This window comes from Fulvimonas soli, from assembly GCF_003148905.1.
Lineage (GTDB): Bacteria > Pseudomonadota > Gammaproteobacteria > Xanthomonadales > Rhodanobacteraceae > Fulvimonas > Fulvimonas soli.
In genome coordinates this window covers 198,659-220,760 of record NZ_QGHC01000001.1, presented here as the reverse complement: position 1 = coordinate 220,760, position 22,102 = coordinate 198,659, and the positions used below count along the sequence as shown (strand labels likewise).

Annotated in this window: 14 protein-coding genes and 2 tRNA genes; 7 read left to right on the top strand and 9 right to left on the bottom strand. The window is 67.7% G+C overall.

The genetic code is table 11. The features are described 5' to 3' along the window. Positions 1–452 precede the first annotated feature (452 nt). Both C7456_RS00980 and C7456_RS00975 read left to right on the top strand, forming a co-directional pair. A complete protein-coding gene (locus C7456_RS00980) occupies positions 453–1,634 on the top strand; it encodes an efflux RND transporter periplasmic adaptor subunit (RefSeq protein ID WP_109721905.1) in 1,182 nt (393 codons plus the stop codon). A 12-nt stretch (positions 1,635–1,646) separates the two neighbouring features. Beyond that, complete coding sequence (locus tag C7456_RS00975) at positions 1,647–4,826, top strand: efflux RND transporter permease subunit (protein WP_109721904.1); 3,180 nt, start codon at positions 1,647–1,649, stop codon at positions 4,824–4,826. A gap of 658 nt (positions 4,827–5,484) precedes the next feature. Here C7456_RS00975 and C7456_RS00970 read toward each other — a convergent pair. Beyond that, on the bottom strand, positions 5,485–6,645 hold the full coding sequence (locus C7456_RS00970) for an acyl-CoA dehydrogenase family protein (RefSeq protein WP_109721903.1): 1,161 nt from the start codon (positions 6,643–6,645) through the stop codon (positions 5,485–5,487). 306 nt (positions 6,646–6,951) lie between these two features. On the opposite strand from C7456_RS00970, the gene C7456_RS00965 reads away from it, so the two are divergent. The 3 genes from C7456_RS00965 (at position 6,952) to metH (ending at position 11,943) form a co-directional block, all read left to right on the top strand. Next, entirely contained in the window at positions 6,952–7,881 is a 930-nt protein-coding gene (locus C7456_RS00965) for a metalloregulator ArsR/SmtB family transcription factor (RefSeq protein ID WP_109721902.1), read from the top strand. A gap of 11 nt (positions 7,882–7,892) precedes the next feature. Further along, positions 7,893–8,975 carry a homocysteine S-methyltransferase family protein gene (locus C7456_RS00960; RefSeq protein ID WP_109721901.1) on the top strand — a complete coding sequence of 361 codons (1,083 nt, stop codon included), beginning with the start codon at positions 7,893–7,895 and terminating at the stop codon, positions 8,973–8,975. Positions 8,976–9,144: 169 nt separating this feature from the next. Next, positions 9,145–11,943, top strand: coding sequence for a methionine synthase (metH, locus tag C7456_RS00955; protein ID WP_109721900.1), 2,799 nt, complete (start codon positions 9,145–9,147; stop codon positions 11,941–11,943). A gap of 298 nt (positions 11,944–12,241) precedes the next feature. Here metH and C7456_RS00950 read toward each other — a convergent pair whose 3' ends face one another. Then, positions 12,242–12,571: a lipid-A-disaccharide synthase N-terminal domain-containing protein gene (locus C7456_RS00950; protein ID WP_109721899.1), complete on the bottom strand. Its 330-nt coding sequence runs from the start codon at positions 12,569–12,571 to the stop codon at positions 12,242–12,244. A 104-nt stretch (positions 12,572–12,675) separates the two neighbouring features. On the opposite strand from C7456_RS00950, the gene C7456_RS00945 reads away from it, so the two are divergent. Then, a tRNA-Val gene (locus tag C7456_RS00945) sits at positions 12,676–12,750 on the top strand. Positions 12,751–12,818: 68 nt separating this feature from the next. Here the strand turns inward: C7456_RS00945 and C7456_RS00940 are convergent. From C7456_RS00940 to pilV, 6 genes are read right to left on the bottom strand one after another with little or no spacing between them, the layout of a single operon-like run. Then, positions 12,819–13,415, bottom strand: a complete 597-nt coding sequence (locus tag C7456_RS00940) for a GspH/FimT family pseudopilin (protein WP_109722109.1) — start codon at positions 13,413–13,415, stop codon at positions 12,819–12,821. Between the two features lie 5 nt (positions 13,416–13,420). Beyond that, positions 13,421–13,843, bottom strand: a complete 423-nt coding sequence (locus tag C7456_RS00935) for a type IV pilin protein (RefSeq protein ID WP_109721898.1) — start codon at positions 13,841–13,843, stop codon at positions 13,421–13,423. A gap of 16 nt (positions 13,844–13,859) precedes the next feature. Then, a complete protein-coding gene (locus C7456_RS00930) occupies positions 13,860–18,374 on the bottom strand; it encodes a pilus assembly protein (RefSeq protein WP_109721897.1) in 4,515 nt (1,504 codons plus the stop codon). Between the two features lie 16 nt (positions 18,375–18,390). Beyond that, positions 18,391–19,050 (bottom strand): pilus assembly PilX family protein, encoded by a 660-nt coding sequence (locus C7456_RS00925; protein WP_170120141.1) that lies wholly within the window; start codon positions 19,048–19,050, stop codon positions 18,391–18,393. Between the two features lie 40 nt (positions 19,051–19,090). Continuing rightward, on the bottom strand, positions 19,091–20,452 hold the full coding sequence (locus C7456_RS00920; RefSeq protein WP_109721895.1) for a PilW family protein: 1,362 nt from the start codon (positions 20,450–20,452) through the stop codon (positions 19,091–19,093). Further along, positions 20,449–21,027, bottom strand: a complete 579-nt coding sequence (gene pilV, locus C7456_RS00915) for a type IV pilus modification protein PilV (protein ID WP_170120140.1) — start codon at positions 21,025–21,027, stop codon at positions 20,449–20,451. Before pilV ends, C7456_RS00920 begins: the two co-directional genes overlap by 4 nt. Positions 21,028–21,451: 424 nt before the next feature. Between pilV and C7456_RS00910 the strand changes: the two genes are divergently transcribed. Further along, positions 21,452–21,527 (top strand) — tRNA-Thr (locus tag C7456_RS00910). A 50-nt stretch (positions 21,528–21,577) separates the two neighbouring features. On the opposite strand, the gene C7456_RS00905 is transcribed toward C7456_RS00910, so the two are convergent. Continuing rightward, positions 21,578–22,090: a hypothetical protein gene (locus tag C7456_RS00905; RefSeq protein ID WP_109721893.1), complete on the bottom strand. Its 513-nt coding sequence runs from the start codon at positions 22,088–22,090 to the stop codon at positions 21,578–21,580. Between the last annotated feature and the right edge of the window lie 12 nt (positions 22,091–22,102).

The window sequence follows — 22,102 nt, the reverse complement described above, 5'->3', positions numbered from 1 at the left end:
GTATGCAGTGGAGACGAGGTGAAGCGCAAAGCCTGAAAAGGATACGCCTCGCCCCCAGGCGATGCCATCGGCGATGCAGCAATTCGCGCCCGCACGCAGGCGCGTCGTCAGGCTCCGTTTACGCCATCGCGCGGCGTGCGGGATGATCGGGACGACCGATGCGCGCGCGTCCACGCGACCGTCGCGCGCACTGTGCACGATGCGCGGGAGGCGCTTCGCCGTCGGGCCGGAGGGCGGCGCGGCGCGCCCGGAAAGCTGCCAGAGCACTGGACCGCGGCGCCGATCAAAATATAAACTGGCGAGTACAGTCCCGTTCCCGACCGGCAGGTCCGCCGGCCCGGGAGAAATGGCACTGGGACCGCACGGCCCGGCCGGCCCATGCTGGCGGGCCGCCGTCCGCGGTCCCGCGCCCGCCCCCTTCCCAATAACGCATAAGAACACCCGGAGCCCCCATGAAGCCCACGACACTGCGCACCCCCGCACTGTGCCTAGGCCTGCTCGCACTGGCCGCCTGCGGCAAAGGCAAGGACCAGGGTCCGCCGCAGATGCCGCCGCCGGAAGTCGGCGTGATCACGCTGCAGCCGCAGGACGCGCCGCTGAGCAAGGAACTGGTGGGCCGCCTGTCGCCCTTCCGCAGCGCCGACGTGCGCGCCCGCGTGGCCGGCGTGCTGCTCAAGCGCACCTATGCCGAGGGCAGCGACGTGAAGCAGGGCCAGGTGCTGTTCCAGATCGACCCGGCGCCGCTCAAGGCCGCGCTGGATGCCGCCCAGGGCAGCCTGGCGCAGGCCGAGGCCAGCTACGCCAACGCCAGGGTCAACGCGCAGCGCGCGCGCGAGCTGGCGCCGAAGGGCTACGTCTCCAAGGCCGACCTGGACAACGCGCTGGCCACCGAGCGCACCGCCGCGGCCGCGGTGCAGCAGGCGCGCGCCAGCGTGCAGTCCGCGCGCATCAACCTGGGCTACGCCAACGTCACCTCGCCGATCGACGGCCGCGCCGGCCAGCAGCAGGTGACCGAGGGCGCGCTGGTCGGCCAGGGCGAGGCCACCCTGCTCACCACGGTGGACCAGATCGACCCGCTCTACGTCAACTTCACCCTGAGCGCCGCCGAGCTCGCGCAGCTGCGCGCGGCGCAGACCAAGGGCAACGTGACGCTCGCGCCGCCGGACAAGACCGGCGTGCAGATCGCCCTGCCCGGCGGCCAGGCCTACCCGCGGCCGGGCACGCTGGACTTCTCCGACACCACGGTGAACCCGGCCACCGGCGCGGTGAACCTGCGCGCGCAGGTCCCCAACCCGGACCACACGCTGCTGCCGGGCATGTACGTCACCATCAAGGCCGACCTCGGCGAGCAGCACAAGGTGTTCCTGGTGCCGCAGCAGGCGGTGCTGCGCGACACCGCCGGCGCCTACGCGATGGTGGTCGGCGCCGACGGCAAGGTGGCGCGCAGCGACGTGGTCATCGGCGGCACGCGCGGCACCGACTGGGTGGTCACCGGCGGCCTCAAGGCGGGCGACCGCGTGGTCGTCTCCGGCCTGCAGAAGGTCAAGGCCGGCGCGCCGGCCAAGGCCACGCCGTGGCAGCCGGGCGCAGGCGGCGCCAGCGCGCAGGGACCGGCCGCGGCCGGCACGAAGTGACGGAGCGACGACATGCCTAGTTTCTTCATCGACCGCCCGATCTTCGCCTGGGTGGTGGCCATCCTGATCACCCTCGGCGGCGTGCTGGCGGTGCTCAACATGGGCGTGGAGTCCTACCCCTCGATCGCCCCGCCGCAGGTGGTGGTCAACGCCACCTACCCCGGCGCCAGCGCCGACACCACGGAGAAGACCGTCACCCAGGTGATCGAGCAGCAGCTCACCGGCATCGACCACCTGCTGTACTTCAGCTCCTCCTCCAGCTCCACCGGCCGCGCCAGCATCACGCTGACCTTCGAGACCGGCACCAACCCCGACATCGCCCAGGTGCAGGTGCAGAACAAGGTGGCGCTGGCCACCCCGCGCCTGCCCACCGAGGTGACCCAGCAGGGCGTGGTGGTGGCCAAGGCCAACGCCGGCTTCCTGATGGTGGTGGCGCTGAAGTCGGACAACCCGGCGATCGACCGCAACCACCTCAACGACATCGTCGCCTCGCAGGTGCTGGACCAGATCTCGCGCGTGCCGGGCGTGGGCAGCACCCAGCAGTTCGGCTCCGAGTACGCCATGCGCATCTGGCTCGACCCGGACAAGCTGCAGGGCTACAACCTCTCGGCCACCCAGGTGATGGCGGCGATCCAGGCGCAGAACGTGCAGTTCGCCGCCGGCTCGCTGGGCGGCGACCCCGCGCTGCCCGGCCAGGGCTTCAACGCCACCGTCTCGGCGGAGGGCCGCTTCACCACGCCCGAGCAGTTCGAGCAGATCATCCTGCGCGCCAACCCCGACGGCACCACGGTCAAGCTGTCCGACGTCGGCCGCGTGGCGTTCGGCCCCAACAACTACGGCTTCGACACCGAGTGGGACGGCAAGCCGATCGCCGCCTTCGCGATCCAGCTGCTGCCCGGCGCCAACGCGCTGGACGTGGCCACCGCGGTGCGCAGCAAGATGGACGAGCTGGCGCCGACCTTCCCGCAGGACGTGAGCTGGTTCAGCCCGTACGACAGCACCACCTTCGTGAAGATCTCCATCAACGAGGTGGTGCACACGCTGGTCGAGGCGATCATCCTGGTGTTCCTGGTGATGCTGCTGTTCCTGCAGAACATCCGCGCCACCATCATCCCCACCCTGGTGATCCCGGTGGCCCTGCTGGGCACCTTCCTCGGCATGCTGCCGCTGGGCTTCACCATCAACCAGCTGACCCTGTTCGGCATGGTGCTGGCCATCGGCATCGTGGTGGACGACGCGATCGTGGTGATCGAGAACGTCGAGCGCATCATGACCGAGGAGAACCTGCCGCCGAAGGAGGCCACGCGCAAGGCGATGGGCCAGATCACCGGCGCGGTGGTGGCGATCACCGTGGTGCTGGCGGCGGTGTTCGTGCCCTCGGCGCTGCAGCCGGGCGCCACCGGCGTGATCTACAAGCAGTTCGCGCTGACCATCGCGGTGTCGATGGGCTTCTCCGCGTTCCTCGCGCTGTCGTTCACGCCCGCGCTGTGCGCCAGCTTCCTGGTGCCGGTGCACCACCAGCCGAAGAACGTGGTCTTCCGCAAGTTCAACGACCTGTTCGGCTGGATCACCCGCACCTACACCGGCCACATCGGCTCGGCGGTGCGCCACGCGCCGCGCTGGATGGTCATGTTCGTGCTGATCGCGGCGCTCGGCGGCTTCCTGTTCACCCGCCTGCCCGGCAGCTTCCTGCCCGAGGAGGACCAGGGCTACGCGCTCGCCGTGGTGCAGCTGCCCCCGGGCGCCACCCTCCAGCGCACCAAGGCGGTGATGGAGCAGATGCGCGAGGTCCTGAAGAAGGACGACGCGGTGGACGGCGTGCTGCAGATCACCGGCTTCAGCTTCCTGGGCCAGGGCGAGAACGTCGGCATGAACTTCATCCGCCTGAAGGACTGGGACGCGCGCTCGGCCACCGCGGCGGAATTCATCCAGCGCGCCAACGGCGCCCTGCAGGGCATCCGCGACGCGCAGATCTTCGTGGTGAACCTGCCGACGGTGCAGGGCCTGGGCCAGTTCGGCGGCTTCGACATGTACCTGCAGGACCGCGGCGGCGCCGGGCGCGAGGCGCTGACCCAGGCGCGCAACCTGCTGCTGGGCAAGGCCAGCCAGGACCCGGTGCTGACCGGCGTGCGCCCGAACACGCTGGAGGACGCCCCGCAGCTGCAGCTCTCGGTGGACCGCGTGCAGGCGCAGTCGATGGGCCTGTCGGTGGGCGACATCTACAACGCGATCCAGCTGATGCTGGCGCCGGTGTACGTCAACGACTTCTCCTACGGCGGCCGCATCAAGCGCGTGATGCTGCAGGCGGACGCGCCCTACCGCATGGGACCGGACGCGCTGCAGCACTTCTACACGCCGAGCGGCACGCAGGCCAACGCCGACGGCACGCCGGCGATGATCCCGCTGTCCACCGTGGTGCACGCGGACTGGCAGGTGGCCTCGCCCTCGCTGACCCGCTACAACGGCTACTCGGCGGTGGAGATCGTCGGCTCGCCCTCGCCCGGCCACGCCTCGGGCGAGGCGATGAACGAGATGCAGAAGATCGTGGAGAACGACCTGCCGCACGGCTTCGGCTTCGACTGGACCGGCCAGTCCTACCAGGAGATCCTGTCCGGCAACGCGGCCACGCTGCTGCTGGTGCTGTCCATCGTGATCGTGTTCCTGTGCCTCTCGGCGCTGTACGAGAGCTGGTCGATCCCGGTGGCGGTGCTGCTGGTGGTGCCGCTGGGCTTCCTCGGCGCGGTGGTGTTCGCCCTGCTGCGCGGGCTGCCCAACGACCTGTACTTCAAGATCGGCCTGATCACCGTGATCGGCCTGGCGGCGAAGAACGCCATCCTGATCGTGGAGTTCGCGGTGGAGCAGCAGCAGCACGGCAGGACGCTGCGCGAGGGCGTGATCGAGGCGGCCCGCCTGCGCCTGCGCCCGATCCTGATGACCTCGCTGGCGTTCATCCTGGGCGTGTTCCCGCTGTTCATCTCGACGGGCGCGGGCGCCAACGCCCGCCACGCGATCGGCACCGGCGTGATCGGCGGCATGCTGTTCGCCACCTTCCTGGGCCTGCTGCTGATCCCGGTGTTCTACGTGGTGGTGCGCCGCCTGCTGGGCGACAAGCTCGACGGCGACGGCAAGCCGCAGCCGGCCACCGGCGGCGACATGCGCGCGTTCGATTCCGACCCGCGCCGCGGCCACTGAGCGCCGCCGAAACTCCCTCTCCCCGCCGGGGCGAGGGCCGGGGTGAGGGGCCGCCCCGGTCCCCGGGAAACAAGAAAGCCCGAGCCGGATGGCTCGGGCTTTTTTCGCCTCGCGTCACGCTTCCCGGCCCGCCCGTGCTTCCGCGAATCGGCCTGCACTCCCGCGTGCCTACCTCACGCCTCCACGGCCAGCTCAGGGGCGCTCCATGCTTCGTGCAACTGCGCCTACCCGCTTCTCCCTTCCACCGACCGCTCCAGCCCTGCCATAGGGGTTGCCGTCCTCCCACGGCGTCATTCCCGCGCAAGCGGGAATCCATTCTGGGCTTCGTGGGAAAGCGCATGATGGTTCGCGCTTGCGCGCGGACAACGGTGGGGCCGCAACGAAGTTTGCGGCCAGGGCGTCCCCTCACCCCAACCTCTCCCCGGAGGGGAGAGGGAGCAGGAGCATCGCGGGCCACTCCAACCTCGCGCACCAAGCTTGCCCCACTCTCCCGCGACGTCATTCCCGCGCAAGCGGGAACCCATCGCGCCGCTTGCTTCCCAGTCGGCAATGGATTCCCGCTTGCGCGGGAATGGCGGCAGCAGGTTGCAACCGAGCCTACGGCCAGGGCGCCCCCTCACCCCGGCCCTCTCCCCGGCGGGGAGAGGGCGCAGGAGCATCAGCGCAGGCCGGTCTCGTTGCGCGCGATCACGATGCGCTGGATCTCGCTGGTGCCCTCGTAGATCTCGGTGATCTTGGCATCGCGGAAGTAGCGCTCCAGCGGCATCTCCTTCGAGTAGCCCATGCCGCCGTGGATCTGTACCGCCTGGTGGGTGATCCACATCGCCGCCTCGGAGGCCACCAGCTTGGCGATCGACGCCTCGGTGCCGAAGCGCCCGCCGTTCCTCTCCGCCTGGCCCTTGGCCCAGGCCGCGCGCAGGGTCAGCAGCGTGGCGGCGTCGAGCTTGCACTTCATGTCGGCGATCTTCGCCTGGGTCATCTGGAACGTGCCGATCGGGTGGCCGAACGCCTTGCGGTCGCGCGACCACTGCAGCGTGGCCTCGTAGGCCGCGCGCGCGATGCCCACCGCCTGCGAGGCGATGCCGATGCGGCCGGCGTCGAGCACGCCCATGGCGATGGCGAAGCCCTTGCCCTCCGGCCCGAGCATGTCCTCCTTCGGGCACACGTAGTCGTTGAACTCGATCTCGCAGGTGGCCGAGGCGCGGATGCCCAGCTTGGGCTCGGTCTTGCCGGCGTGGAAGCCCGGCCGCTGCGTGTCGATGAGGAAGGCCGACACGCCCCTGGCGCCGACGCCCGGCGTGGTGATGGCGAACAGCACGATGTAGCGCGCCACCGGGCCGGAGGTGATCCAGCTCTTCTTGCCGTTGATCACCCAGTCGCCGTCCGCGTTGCGGCTGGCGCGGGTGTGCATCGCCGAGGCGTCGGAGCCGGACTGCGGCTCGGTCAGCGCGTAGGCGCCGATCGCCTCGCCCTGGGCGATCGCGCGCACGTACTTCTGCTTCTGCTCCTCCGTGCCGTGCTTGAGGATGCCGTTGCAGAACAGCGAGTTGTTCACCGACATGATGGTGGCGGTGGCCGCGTCCGCGGCGGCGATCTCGATCATCGCCAGCACGTAGGCGATCGGATCCATGCCGGCGCCGCCGTACTCGTGCGGCACCTCGATGCCCATCAGGCCGAGCTGGCCCATCTCACGGATGTTCTCCAGCGGGAACTCGCCCCTGGCGTCCAGTTCGGCCGCGACCGGCGCGATGCGCTTCTGCGCGAAATCGCGCGCGATGGCCTGGATCGACAGCTGGTCTTCGGTGAAGCTGAAATCCATCGGGGTACTCCGTGGGGATGGGCAAGCCGCCTATTTTAGCGGGGCGCGCCCGGCCCCCTTGTGCGGACGCAGCAAGGACGCCGATGTTCGCGCACGCGCGCTTCGTCTCGGCGCAAGACCCGGCCATCCCTCCCGCCCGCTCTCACCGGCGTCATTCCCGCGAAAGCGGGAATCCAGTGCGCCTTTCATCATGGTCCCGCCATGGATTCCCGCCTTCGCAGGAGCGGTGCCGCCACGCCGAGCCTTGACGCCCGCCACCGCGCCGCCTAGTCTGTTTATCTCTATATCGCGATAAATGGATGCACAATGGACCTGGCGAACGCCTCCAGCGTGCTGCGCCTGCTGGCCGACCCCACCCGGGTGCGCCTGCTGGCCCTGCTCGAGCGCGAGGAGCTGACCGTGGCCGAGCTGGCCGCGGTGCTGCGCCTGGCGCAGCCGCGCGTGTCCACCCACCTGGCCAAGCTCAAGGAGGCCGGGCTGGTGCGCGACCGCCGCGCCGGCGTCTCGGCCTACTACCGCGCCAACAACGAGGGCGACGAGCACCAGCATGCGCTGCTCCGCTCGCTGCGCGAGAGCATCGACGACGCCCTGCTGCGCGAGGACGCCGACCGCCTGCCCGGCGTGCTGGCGCAGCGCGCCAGGGAAGCCGGCTGGGCCGACACCGTGGCCGGCGACATGGAGCGCCATTACTCGCCGGGCCGCACCTGGGAGACCCTGGCGCGCGCCCTGCTGCAATTGCTGGAGACCGGCGACGTGCTGGACATCGCCTCCGGCGACGGCGTCACCGCCGAGCTGCTGGCGCCGCACGCGCGCTCGATCGTCTGCGTGGATTCCAGCGAGCGCGTGGTCGAGGCCGCCGCGCGGCGGCTCAAGCCCTTCCCCAACGTCGAGGTGCGCCAGGGCGACATGCACGCGCTGGAGCTGGGCCGGCGCCGCTTCGACCTGGTGCTGATGCTGCACGCACTGACCTACGCCGAGCAGCCCGCCAGGGCGGTGGCCGAGGCCGCGCGCCTGCTGCGCGGCGGCGGCCGCCTGCTCGCGGTGACCCTGGGCAAGCACAGCCACCGCGCCGTGGTGGAACCCTTCGACCACCGCAACCTGGGCTTCTCCCAGGCCGAGCTGGAAGGCCATGCCAGGGCCGCCGGGCTCGACGTGCTCAGCTGCACCCGCCTCAGCCGCGAGCGCAAGGCGCCGCACTTCGAGGTCATCAGCCTGCTGGCGCAGAAGAAGAGATAGAGGACACCGCCATGAGCCAACTGCCCTGGCTGCATCCCGAACGTGTCGCGCTGATCGAGGCGGCGCTGCGCGAGCGCATCCTGGTCCTCGACGGCGGCATGGGCACCATGCTGCAGGGCCACCGCCTCGACGAGGCGAGCTTCCGCGGCGAGCGCTTCGAGCACGGCCGCGACGGCGAGCATGCAGCGCACCACGACCACCCCGGCTGCGACCTCAAGGGCAACAACGACCTGCTCACGCTGACCCAGCCGGCGATCATCCGCGGCGTGCACGAGGCCTACCTGGAGGCCGGCGCCGACCTGGTCGAGACCAACACCTTCAACTCCACCCGCATCAGCCAGGCCGACTACCACCTGGAGCACCTGGCCTACGAGCTGAACAGGGCCGGCGCGCAGGTGGCGCGCGAGGCCTGCGACGCGATGACGGCGCGCACGCCGCACAAGCCGCGCTTCTCGATCGGCGTGCTCGGCCCCACCAGCCGCACCGCCTCGCTCTCGCCCGACGTCAACGACCCCGGCTTCCGCAACGTGAGCTTCGGCGAGCTGGCGGCCAACTACACCGAATCGGCAAGCGGCCTGATCGACGGCGGCGCGGACCTGATCATGGTCGAGACCATCTTCGACACGCTCAACGCCAAGGCCGCGCTGTTCGCGCTCAGCGAACTGTTCCGCGCGCGCGGCGCGCGGCTGCCGGTGATGATCTCGGGGACCATCACCGACCGCTCCGGCCGCACGCTGTCGGGGCAGACCGCCGAGGCGTTCTATTACTCCGTGCGCCACGCGCGCCCGCTGTCGGTGGGCTTCAACTGCGCGCTGGGCGCGGCCGACCTGCGCCCGCACGTGCAGACGCTGGCCAGCATCGCCGAGTGCTACGTCAGCACGCATCCCAACGCCGGCCTGCCCAACGCCTTCGGCGAATACGACGAGACGCCGGAGCAGATGGCGGCGGTGATCGGCGGCTTCGCCCGCGACGGCCTGCTCAACCTGGTCGGCGGCTGCTGCGGCACCACGCCGGCGCACATCGCGGCGATCGCCGAGGCGGTGCGCGGCGTGGCGCCGCGCGCGCTGCCGTCGGACAACGCCGAAGCGGCATGATGCGAAGCGCACGCGCCTTGCTCCCTCTCCCCGCCGGGGAGAGGGCCGGGGTGAGGGACCGCTCTTGCGCCACCCTCCCCCCGGAGCGCGCTTCGATCGGCACCGCCGCAAGCCCCGCCCCCTCACCTCATTCCTCTCCCCGGAGGGGAGAGGAAGCCAAAGCGAACGCATGAGCCTTCCCCGCTACACCCGCCTCTCCGGCCTCGAACCGCTGGTCCTCACGCCGGAACTGAACTTCGTCAACGTCGGCGAGCGCACCAACGTCACCGGCTCGGCGCAGTTCCGCAAGCTGATCAAGGAGGAGCGCTACGAGGAGGCGGTCGAGGTGGCGCGCCAGCAGGTGGAGAACGGCGCGCAGATCATCGACGTCAACATGGACGAGGGGCTGATCGATTCCGAGGCGGCGATGACCCGCTTCCTCAACCTGATCGCCGCCGAACCGGACATCGCCCGCGTGCCGGTGATGGTGGACTCGTCCAAGTGGAGCGTGATCGAGGCCGGCCTGCGCTGCCTGCAGGGCAAGGGCATCGTCAACTCGATCTCGCTGAAGGAAGGCGAGGAGGCCTTCCTGGAGCACGCGCGCAAGGTGCTCGAATACGGCGCCGCCGCGGTGGTGATGGCCTTCGACGAGCAGGGCCAGGCCGACACCCGCGAGCGCAAGGTGGAGATCTGCTCGCGCGCCTACGCGCTGCTGACCGGAAAGCTCGACTTCCCGCCCGAAGACATCATCTTCGACCCCAACATCTTCGCCATCGCCACCGGCATCGAGGAGCACGACAACTACGCGGTGGACTTCATCGAGGCCACCCGCGAGCTGAAGCGGCGCTTCCCGTGGTGCCACGTCTCCGGCGGCGTCTCCAACGTGTCGTTCTCCTTCCGCGGCAACGACACCGTGCGCGAGGCGATCCACTCGGTGTTCCTCTACCACGCCATCGCCGCGGGCATGGACATGGGCATCGTCAACGCCGGCGCGCTGGCGATCTACGACGACCTGGACCCGCTGCTGCGCGAGCGCGTCGAGGACGTGGTGCTCAACCGTCGCCCGGACGCCACCGAGCGCCTGCTGGAGATCGCCGACAACTACCGCAAGAAGAAGGGCGAGGCCGCCGCCGAGACGCTGGCCTGGCGCGAGAAGCCGGTGCACGAGCGCCTCGCCCACGCGCTGGTGCACGGCATCGACCAGTACGTGGAGGAGGACACCGAGGCTGCGCGCCAGCTGTCGGCGCGCCCGCTGGACGTGATCGAGGGCCCGCTGATGGCCGGCATGAACGTCGTCGGCGACCTGTTCGGCGCGGGCAAGATGTTCCTGCCGCAGGTGGTCAAGTCCGCCCGCGTGATGAAGAAGGCGGTGGCCTACCTGCTGCCCTACATCGAGGCGGAGAAGGCGCGCACCGGCGACACCGGCCGGAGCAACGGCAAGATCGTGATGGCCACGGTCAAGGGCGACGTGCACGACATCGGCAAGAACATCGTCGGCGTGGTGCTCCGCTGCAACAACTTCGAGGTGATCGACCTGGGCGTGATGGTGCCCGCGCAGAAGATCCTCGACACCGCGCGCGCGGAGAACGCCGACATGATCGGCCTGTCCGGCCTCATCACCCCCTCATTGGAGGAGATGAGCCAGGTGGCGCGCGAGATGCAGCGGCAGGACTTCCGCATCCCGCTGCTGATCGGCGGCGCCACCACCTCGCGCGCGCACACCGCGCTGAAGATCGAGCCGCACTACAAGGCACCCACCGTGTGGGTGAAGGATGCCTCGCGCGCGGTCGGCGTGGCGCAGTCGCTGGTCAGCAAGGAGCTGGTCGACGGCTTCATGGCGAAGATCCGCGCCGAGTACGCCGAGATCCGCGAGCGCCACCGCCACCGCGGCCCCGGCAAGACCCTGGTGCCGCTGGAGAAGGCGCGCGCGCAGCGCTTCACCTGCGACTGGGCCGCCTACGACCCGCCGGCCCCGCGCAAGCCGGGCCTCACCGTGTTCGACGACTACGACCTGGCCGAGCTGCGCGAATACATCGACTGGACGCCGTTCTTCCAGGCCTGGGAGCTGGCCGGCCACTACCCCGCCATCCTCGCCGACGAGGTGGTCGGCCAACAGGCGACCGAGCTATTCAACGACGCCCAGAGGATGCTCGACCGCATCGTCGCAGAGAAATGGCTCACCGCCCGCGCCGCGATCGGTTTCTGGCCCGCCGCCAGCGTCGGCGACGACATCGAGCTGCTCCCCGAACCACGCCCCTCTCCCTCCGGGAGAGGGGCCGGGGGCGAGGGTTCGGTCGGAGCGGAACGCCACGCTTCGTCCGAGCCCTCACCCGCCCCTCCGGAGCACCCTCTCCCAGGGGGAGAGGGAAAAATCGTGCTGCACCACCTGCGCCAGCAGGCCGACAAGCCCGCCGAACGCCCGGACTTCTGCCTGTCCGACTTCATCGCGCCGAAGACGAGCGGCAAGCCCGACTGGATCGGCGGCTTCGCCGTCACCGCCGGCCTGGGCATCGAGCAGCACCTGGAGCGCTTCCACGCCGAGCACGACGACTACTCGGCAATCATCCTCAAGGCCCTGGCCGACCGCCTCGCCGAAGCCTTCGCCGAACGCATGCACGAGCGCGTGCGCCGCGAGTTCTGGGGCTATGCGCCCGACGAGGCGCTGGACAACGAGGCGCTGATCGCCGAGCGCTACCGCGGCATCCGCCCCGCGCCCGGCTACCCCGCCTGCCCCGACCACACCGAGAAGGCCACCCTGTTCCGCCTGCTCGACGCCACCCGCAACGCCGGCATCGAGCTCACCGAGGGCTTCGCCATGTACCCGGCGGCGGCCGTCTCCGGCTGGTACTTCGCGCACCCGGACAGCCAGTATTTCGTGGTCGGCCGCGTCACCCGCGAACAGGTCGAGGACTATGCCCGGCGCAAGGGCTGGACCCGCGAGGAAGCCGAGCGCTGGCTCGCCCCCAACCTCGACTACGATCCCGAGTGAACCGCCCTCCCTCCCGGTACGGCGGGAGATGCGCAAGCGACAGCCCTGCGCCGGGTCTTGCCCCCTCTCCCCTCCGGGGAGAGGGCCGGGGTGAGGGGCCACTCTTGCGATCCCACCGATACGCCCACGACCTCCGCCCGTCATTCCGGCACAGGCCGGAATGACGAATCAAAAACGGCGACGACACGCGCTACCCACCGCCTGATCCCCTCAGGACAGGGGCCGGCGCCACCGTTACGGCCGATAGGCCAAGAGACACCGCCGCCGGCCACCCAGCCAGACCAGCCGGGACGCCCGCTCAGCTTTCCTCCGGCCCGCCCGGCGCCACCGTCTCCGGCTTGCGCGAGCGCAGATGGGCGAACACGTTGTAGACCGACACGAACATCGGGAAGGCGGTCTGGATGATGCCCACCGAGTCGTTCTTGCCCCAGATGAAATAGATCAGCGTGAGCAGGCTGCCGCTGACCGACAGGTACCAGAACATCATCGGCACCACCACCTTCTTCTGCTTCCTGGTCGCGTAGAACTGCACGAACCAGCGCGCGGTGAACAGGAAGGTGCCGAGATAGCCGATCAGCTTCCACGGCGTGATGGTCACGAGGTGAAACGAGGTCAGGACTTCGTGCATGGCTGCGGCATCTGATGGACGGGGGGGCCGCGGATTGTAGCAACCGCCCCCGCCACCCCGCTTGACCGCCGCACCGGCACCCCGTATAGTTGCGCGCTCCCGGCGGGCGGTTAGCTCAGCGGTAGAGCACTGCCTTCACACGGCAGGTGTCACAAGTTCGATCCTTGTACCGCCCACCATCGAATCGACGAAGAAGGCCACCTCGCGGTGGCCTTTTTCGTTGGCCCATGACGCCCCGAAGAGACGTTCAGCTCGGCACGCAGGTCGTCTGCACCGGCAACGACTTCGAGCTGGCGCTGCCGGAGGCGTTCACCGTGAGCATCGCGCCCGGCACCTTGTCCGTGCTGCTGCCGCTGCCCGAAACACCCGGGGGGAGGAAACACACATCGAACTTGAACTGCTTGCTGGACGGCTGGGTCTGCCCCTGGGAGCCGAAGCTCACGATCGTGCTGTCCACGGACCGGATCGAAACGTTGTCGCGCGCGTTGCTGGCCCGCAGCAGGATGTTGCTGCTGTCGCTGTTGTCATAGGCGGTATTGGCCTTGCCCTTGCCAGGCACGTACGTGTAGATGATCCATCCCGACTCGTAGGCCGTACTGCTGGACGTGCATGACTTTTGGTCGGTACTGGGGCAGATAGAGACGATGTTGCCCCGATTGATCGCCTCGCTGCGAGCGTAGGCCAGGTCGGCCAGCAAGGCATTGCTGGTCGCGCTCACCTTGTTCCTCCGCAGCATGTCGCGGAAGCTGGGCGCGGCGACCACCGCCAGGATCGACGCCACCGCCAGGGCCACCATCAGTTCCAGCAGGGAGAAGCCGCGCGCTTTCTTCGGGGAGGGATGCATGGCCGTCACCAGCAGCTGCCGTTGGTCGTGCTGCCGCTCTGTCCTTTCACGCCCGCACTGTTGATGGTGAGATTCTTGCAGTCGTCCTTCGCCTGCGGCCCGCCCGCCACTGGCGTGGCAGTGGCGGTGAAGGCCTGCGCCGACGTGCTGTCCGAGGCCGGGTCCATCGACAGGCTGTAGTAGCTCTTCTCGGAAAGCCGCGAATCGGCCGTGGTGTAGCCGAGCTGGTCGAGCGAACCGTAGTGGTTGTTGGTCGCGTAGTAGCGCTCCTGCGCGTTGGCCACGCGCAGCAGCAGCTCCTGCCCGTCCACGCGCCTCGCCCGGATGCCGTAGCGCAGGTAGGCCGGCACCGCGAAGGAAGCGAGGATGGCGATGATCACCACCACCACCATCAGCTCGACCAGGGTGAAACCGCGCTGTCGATTCATTCCCCGTCCCCTGACATCAATCATTGTTGACCTCCCGCCACGAACGACGGCGCCATACCGCATCGTTGATGTTCAGCACGCTGTCGCCACCGGACAGCTTGAGGCCCGGAATCAGCACGGTACCACCGCCGACCGTTGTCGCCAGCGGCACCGTGCCGGTCGTGCGTGGATTGTTGACGCGGCCGCCGACAACCGAGGTAGCGCCTGTCTTCCAGGCAGCGACCGCCGGCCCAGTCAAGCCGCCCCCCGAACCGCCGGTGGCCGCATCCACCACCATCACCGCGCCCTGGATGCTGGCGCTGCAGGGATCGTTGGTACCCGGGATCAGGGTCTGGATCACCGCGCGTCCGGTATCGAACAGGGCGCCCGGCGTCACCACCACACGTTCGCCCTTGGACGAATCACTCGGCCCAAGATTGAAATACCAGCCTCCCTTGTCGGCCGGCACCTTATTGTTGGTCAGTCCCCGTGCGACCGTCTTGTTGTCGTCGGCGGTGGCCTCGCTGAGCGTCTGCTGCACCAAGTCGCCGATCTTCACCGTCTTGCCGAGATCGCGGATGCCGTAGACCGCCTGCGTCGACGCGCTGCCGCTGGTGTTGTCGCCGGCTCCCAGGTACTTGCCCGTGCCGAACACCACGATGAACTTGTTGGTCGCCGGATCGCCGAACAGGCGCGGCATCGAGGTGATCGGCTGCACGCCGGCGGTCGCCGGCTGGTAGGCCAGCGAGACGCTCCACGAGTTCGGTTTGGAAGAACTCAGGTCGAAGCGCCACAGGTTGCCGTCAAGGTCGCCGGCGAAAGCCACATCGTCGATCTGGTCGTCGTTGTAGTCTCCCAGCACCGGCGTGGCCAGGCCATGGCTGGCTACTGCGCCGGACACCTTGTCCGGATCGGGCGTCGTTATCTCGCGGATCAGCTTGCCGGTCTGCGCATCCAGGATGAACAGCGAGCTGAACTTGTTCGATGCCGCCGCCGGATAGGAACAGGTGGCGGCAGTGAACGGCGCCTTGCTGCAGTCCGGGAAATAGCCGACCGGCACCAGCACCACCCACTTGCCGTTGGCCAGGCGGCCGATGTTCGGCTGGCCATAGGTATAGCCGAGGTCGGACGGCTTGCCGCCTGGATTGCTGTTGCCCAGGTCGTCGGTCCAAGCCCCCTGATCGGGCTGATCGGCATTGAACTCCCACAGCACCTTGCCCGCCGACATGCCGGTCGGATCGGTGATGTCCAGCGCGTATATGCCGCGGCCGCCCAGCCGCAGCCCACCGACCAGGATGGTGTGCCAGCCCTTGCTGGTCGCCACCGGCGTGGTGGTGTCCTGGCTGAAGAACACGTCGCGCGTCACCGGAATCCCGTCCACCGTCGGCATGAACTTGAAGTTGTTCTTGACCGTCAGGTTGCCCAAGTTGCCATAGACCGAGCGCGGCACGTAAGCAAAAAGCTCCTTGCCCGCATCCGCGGTCGGCTTGACAGTGCTGGGCGTAGTGTCGGTGTCCTCGTACTCGGAGGCATCGAAGGCGTGCAGCATGCCGTCGTTCGCGCCCACGTATACGGCCGCCTTGCGACTGAGGTGATCCTGCACGAAATACTCGTAGCTGTGGCAGGTGGACGGAGTGCTGCTGCCGCAGTTCGCGTCGTCATTGGCCATCGCCTTCTGCTCCGGCGAACCTGACGGCCAGGTGTTGCGGTAGCCACTGGCGGGATAGGACACGTAGACGGGCTGCGAACCGATGATCGCGCCGAGCAGATGGTTGCGCGCGCGGAAGGTCGTGCCTTCCTTGCTGCGGTCGCCACGCAGGTATTCGACACGGGTCTGCCCGGTGTCGTTGTCCGGGTCGACGCTGGCCGGCGTGCCGCCAAGCAAGGTCTTGCCGGCGCTGTCCAGGCTGTCGAATGTCTTGAATTCCACGCCGCCGGCGAAGTTGCCGCTGCTGTCCTCCTTCGCGGTAAGAATGGTCCTGTCATCAGGCGGCGTCTTGTCCTTGTTGTCCAGGATGGAACCGGCGTCCCACGCCGCGGAAGCGGAAGTCGTGCCGTCGGCATTGACCGTGACCGCCTGCATCGTGCCGGTCCAGTCGGCCGTGCTGTAGCCCGTATTGAAGCCGAGAGCTCCCGACGTAAGCACCGATGTGTTGATGGCTCCCGTCGTCGCCGGCGCGCTGCGCGCGCTGATGTTCGTCAGGATCGAGCTCAGCTGGTCCACCAGATCTTGCGGATTGGCGGCATTGAAGTAAGCGCCGCGGCTGTTGACGGCGGCGTGCCAGGTGTCGTCAATGCCGGTCGGATCGTTGTTCTTGGGAGCGGGCCAACCTTTGGCGCCAGAGGAATTGCTATTTCCCTGGCGTAGAGCGCAGATGTCATTGCTGCTGGTCTTGTTGCAGTCCACGTCGCTCGAATAAGTAAGCTTGCCTGGCACGCCCAGCGTCACCATGTACTCGACCATGTGCGGCCAGTTGGCCGGGTCGTTGTTGGGGTTGAAATACTTTTCCAGCGTGGTGGACGTCGCACCCGACACCACGCCGGTGGTCGCGTCCGGCATGTAGGGCGGCACGACCTTGCCGTTGGCCGAGTCGTAGAGGTCCGGGCGCAGGTTGGTCGCCCAGTAGTGGAAGGCGATGTCGGCCTGGGAGGGCGTGTACTGGCTGTTTCCCTGGACGTCCCAGAACACGCGCGACTCGGCCGCCGTATTCGAGTATTCGGTGCCGTCCGGCAAGGTCGTGCTCGCCGTCGAGTTCTTGATGTCGGGGATGGTGTAATTGCTGCTTTCGTTCCAGTAGCCGTCGGTCACAAGCATGTGGAAGTTCTGGCGGCAGACCAGTTCCAGACCGTCGGCGGTGCTGTCCGCCGGCGGCTCCCAATAGGGATCGTGCAGATCGCCGCTGGCGCCGGTGTTGCCCTTTTTGGTCGATGCGTTGTAACCGCGCTGGAAGAACTTGCCGGCACGGATCGCGGCGGCACGCGCCGGCGTGTCGCTGGTGGCGTCGACCCCGAAAATCCAGTTGAAGAAGCCGCTGCGATAGCAGTTGGGCTCGGTTCTGTAAGGCGTGGTGGTCTGCAACGCCACGTCCGAGGGTTTCACCGAGCTCGGATCGCACGCCGGCGAGTTGAGGTCATAGAGGCTGGAAATGATCGTGCTGTCCTGCAGGTGGAACGTGTCGCCGGTATACAGGTTCTGCCAGGCCACCCGGAACGAATTACCGTACCCCCCCGATGGCGTGGCGGTACCCAGCCCGCCAAACACTCTCGAAAGCGACGTGCGCGTCATCAGGTTGCGCGTCCGGTAGTAGGCGTACCAGTTGGCGAAGTTCTGCCACTGGTTCACCGTCACGCCGTTGATCGTCACGTTGGTGTTGGGGACCGCCACGGCCTCCCAGTTGTCCTTGTTGTAGAGGTTGCCGAGGCCATTGCTGTCCGGACGGCCATACGAATCCGTGGTGATCGTCGGCGCGGACGATTTGTAGCGGTAATAGTACGGGCCCCCATTGGGATAGGCATGGCCGTCTGGACCCGTCTGGGTCGGATCCATCGGCGAACTGCCATAGCCGCACTTCCAGCGATTGTCCGTGACGGTCGGCCTTTTTGTCGTATCGTCGACCGTTACGGTCCAGGTTGTGTACTGGCTGGTAATAGTCGTATTGACGCTGGTTTGGTCCCCGTCGACCTCCGTATAATTCTTTCCACTTGAATTTTGAACGGAGAGATTGATGCCATAATAGATCGTTGAGAAACCACTCCCCGTACTTCCATCATAATTTTTGATGAAGTATACATAGGTATATTTCGGCCTCCTGGAGGTCCCTTTATTTATTTGACCGGAAGATGCCGTGGTACATGAACCTGCATCCGCGTTGGCCGGGCAGACACTTTGGTCGCCGAACCTGACATAAGTCGTCTTGATCTTGGGATAAGTGGTGGTGGTCGTTCCGGTCAGGTCTGTGGCGACCGACGTGTCCACATCACCGTTGGGATTGTTGTTGTAGCCACCCGTGCTTGCCAGGGTTATCTTGTTATAGGGTCGATTGACACCGATGCCGTCTTCCGGCACTCGCTTGAGCGAGGCATCAGCATCGGGGAACGACGTGCCATCCGCCTTCTTCGGTGGCGAATAGATCACATTGGGGTTGTAGTAGACACCGTTCATCGCACTGGAACGAATGTCGTTCGAGTCGGCGATCCGTGGATCGATCACGCCCGCGCAGCGCCATGGCCCCGACCAGCTGCCGGAATCGTAGGGGCGGTTGTCGCCCATATAGTTATTGGCCATCGACCCGGAATCGTCGAACGTCACCACGATGTTCGGCGCTACCGCCTGGGTGTCGTTCGGCGGCGTGGGGCTGAGCTCCACGGCGCCCACGGGCGGAGCCGCCGTGCTGGCCGCGGCGGCACCCGCCAAGGTGGACAGCGCCAGCATCTGCGCGGCGCCTGCGTTGGCTTCCGGGGTGAAGGGTGCGGACAACCCACCCGCCAGCGTCAGCGCGAAACCGACGGCCAGCGCGTGCTTGCGGCCCGGGACGAAACGACGGATACGCATGGCGTAGGGCTCCGACTCAGTTGCTCTTGGCGGCGAACGTGCTTTCCAGCACGCGCACCGTGTTGTCAGTGCCGCCCGTGGCGCGGGCAGTGATGCGGTAGATATGGCGGCTGGTGCTGCCGGCGCCGCCGCTGCCGCTGCCGGTGGCCCCCGACTCGTGCAGGCCGCTGCTGACCCCGGGCGGCAGCTCCACGCCCATGTCCTCGATCAGGTAGACCGGATTCCTGGCCAGCTTGCTGGTGAGGCGACTACTGTCCGGGCTGGTGTAGTCGCGGCTGTTGCCGGGCCCCTTGTAGGTCTGCGCCCCCGTGGCGACCCAGGTCGGGCTGGTGCGGAATTTGGTGACGGTGCCGGTGGCGCCGTAGATGGCCGTATTGGAAGGGTCGTAGCGGTAGCAGCTGCCGGCCAGCACGCCGGTGCCGCAGAGCAGCGGCGTGCTGGTGAGCTTGGAGGTGCTGGTCCACAGCTTCCACTCCGCGCCGCGCAGCGCGGTCTCGGCGCTCATCTCCGCCAGCTGGGCGTTGTGCAGGCCGCCGACCATGCGTTCCTGCAGCAGCGACCGGCCCGCGGCGCTGATGGCCAGGATGGTCAACAGCACGAGGAAGATCAGCGCGACCATCAGCACCACGCCGCGCTGTGCGCGGCGCATGCCGTGGAAATGGCGTGGCTGGATCATGGGAATGCTCCGGATCATGGAAACGTCGGCCCCGTCGGCTTCAGGGGTTGAAGTTGCGCACCGACACCACGGCGGTGAATTCGCGGCGGATCATCGGGTCGGGGAAGCCCTGGTCGCTCGGCTTGATGGTGTGCGACGAAGGCGGCTGCGGCGCTGCCGTCACGCCGTCGATGCCGTAGGTGTAGGCCATGTCGGGGGCGGTCATGGTGTAGAGCGGGACCTGGCCGTCGATGACCATGTTCACTTCGATGCTGCTGACCGCGCGCCACAGGCAGCCCTTGGTAGTGATGGCATCCGGCTCCTGCGGCGGGCAGTTGATGCTATCGGCCTTGTCGACGGCGCCCGCGTCGAGGTAGCGCACCTTGCCATCGGCGTCCTCGACGCCATAGCGGAAGTCCAGCCGCTCGACGCCGCGCACCAGCTCGTCCTCGGAGCCGCCAGGATTGCCGGCGCCGCCGTTGACTCGGCGGACCAGGGCGCCGGTGGTCTGGCCATTGCCGTTGTCCACCACCTTCACGTAGTAGGTGACGGTCTGGAAGTCGCGGTTGAAGTCGAACAGCTTGGGGGCGGACAGGGGCTGCATCGGCGCCGGCGTGGCAAAGCTGCTGGATGCGCCGGCCGGCGTCAGCACATTGCCGGACTTGTTGACGGCGAATACCTGCGCGTTGGAGCAGTCGGCCAGCATGGCGAAGTGGCCCGCGGTGAAGTCCGACGGCGGCGGCTCGCTCGATGTCGCCTGTGCCAGCGTGACGCTCAGGATCGCGTTGGGGCTGGAAGTGGCCACGGCGAGGTGGGTGCCGGTGACGCCGCTGTCCACCACCGCCCAGCCGCGCGAGTCGTTCACGTAGCGCACGGTGAGCACGTCGGTGCCGACGACGCGGTTGTTGACGGCCTTGCCCATCGCGGGGATCGACGCCACCGACGAATGCGGATCGATCGGCTTGCAGTCGGCCGAAGTCTTGCCGCAGTCGTAGCCCCGCATGGACAGGAAGGACGGCATCGAATAGGGACTGGTGGGCTCGGCCGGATAGGTGACCGTTCCGCTGGTGGTGCCGAAAGCGGTGGTGACGTCGGCCAGCGCCGAAGTGATGCCCTTGGCATAGATCTTGGGCGCGCGCAGGCCGTCCAGGTACACCTGCGACGCCGCGGCGGCCTTGGCGACGCCGCCGGAATTGGTGCAGTACTGGCCGTTGGCCATGCGCAGGTCGTCCTTGAGCTGCGTGACGGCGAAGCGCCCCTCCTCCTGCAGGCGCGCCATCTGCGTCTGCGCTCGGTTGCTGTTGGAGGTGGAGAGGAACACGGTGACGATGCCGGCGGCCACGATCAGGCCCAGCACCATCGCCACCATCAGCTCGATCAGGGTGAGGCCGGATTGCCGGCGCAGGCTCGGGATCGCGCTCACGGCTGGAACTCCCAGTCAAAGCTCTGCGTCGAGGCGGAACGGGCGAGCTTGCTGCCGTTGCCCTGCTCGGTCCACGCGATGTGCATCGCGCAGCTACCGCCATAAGGCGGACGCATGCCGATCTGTCCGGGCGTCGGCGCCGGCGCCGACGAACTGCTCGAGGGAGGAATCCAGCTTGCCGGGGTATAGCCCGCACTGGTCTTGTCGCACTTGATCGTGGCGGATACGCCCGGCAGGAACGTCTTGAGCTGGCGGCTCCAGGCGCGCTGGTCCGAGCTGGCCAGCGCATCGGGCGTGCAGCCGGCGCTGCAGTCGTTGTTGGCCGCCGTGCTGGCGCTGACGGGGTAGCTCGTCGAGTCGTAGCTACCGTTCCACACGCCGACCGGGTTGGCGCTCATGCGGTCGGCCATGTTGCCGGCCAGGAAGATGGCCTGGGTACGCAGGTAGGCGGCATGGTTGGACCGCGTGGCCATGACCAGCAGCCCGGCCAGGCCGATCAGGCCGATGCTGAAAATGAGCACGGCCATCAGCACCTCGATCAGCGAGATGCCCCGCTGACGCGACAGAAGTTGCATGGAAATTCTCCCTGATACCCCAACGGAACTTTCACCTCGCCAGCCAGCCCGTTGCCAGTGTCCGGCCGACAAGCGGCGGCATTCGGCCGACGAGCGGTTTGCCGGACCGGGGCTGGCTTGCGCCGCCTCACAGCTCCGATGGAACGGCATCACAAGGTCGAGGCGACGTCGGATTTGGGGCATGGGGCCATGGCCGGATACGGCCCGGCCGGCCGGCTGGCGAACCGGCACGGCGCTTGCGCCCTCTATCCGCCCTCCGTAGAATCGTTGGTTCTCCGCCGGAATAGCTCAGTTGGTAGAGCGGCGCATTCGTAATCGCGACGTGGTTGTCGTGGTGACGGAGACGGAAGCTATGCGCGGCAAGGCTTTCGGGCGCCCGGTGCGGTACGCTAGGCAAGTCACGAACACAGTTTGAACAAGTTTCGCCGGAGTAGCTCAGTTGGTAGAGCACGTCATTCGTAATGATGGGGTCGTAGGTTCGATTCCTATCTCCGGCACCAATGAGACAAGAAGGGCAGCCCGTGGGCTGCCCTTCTTGCTTTTGCGGCCGTTACGCCGCCCGCTTCCTGTTGCTCGCCAGGGAGCATTCGAAGTCGGCGGCGCGCGCCTTGGCGTACTCCTCGCGGGCGCGGCTCACCAGCTCCGCCACCTGTGCCTCACCCGCGCCACGCAGCTCGCCTTCGGCCAGCCGCTTGGCGTACTCCATCATGGTCAGCGAGAGCCACTCCTCGCCGAACAGTTCGCGCAGGTCGAGGTAGGCGTCGAGCGAACCGAACGGGCAGCCCTGGCCGAGTTCGAGGCTCCCGTCCTCGAAGTTCGGGTTGCTCGGGTCGTTGTACGACTCGAATAGCCTGTCGTGGCCGACCAGCCCGTCAACGGCTTCGTACAGTCCGTCGGCGTCGAAGTGCTCGCGGCCTCCACGCTCCCGCATCGCAGCTTCGGCCGCGATGGCGCGGACGCCGGACGCGTGTTCCATCTCCAGTCCTACAAGCTCGATCTCGCGCAGGTTGGTGTTCATGACGTTCTCGTAGACCAGCTTGGCGATGTTGTTGGCGTTTGACATGGTGTCTTTCTC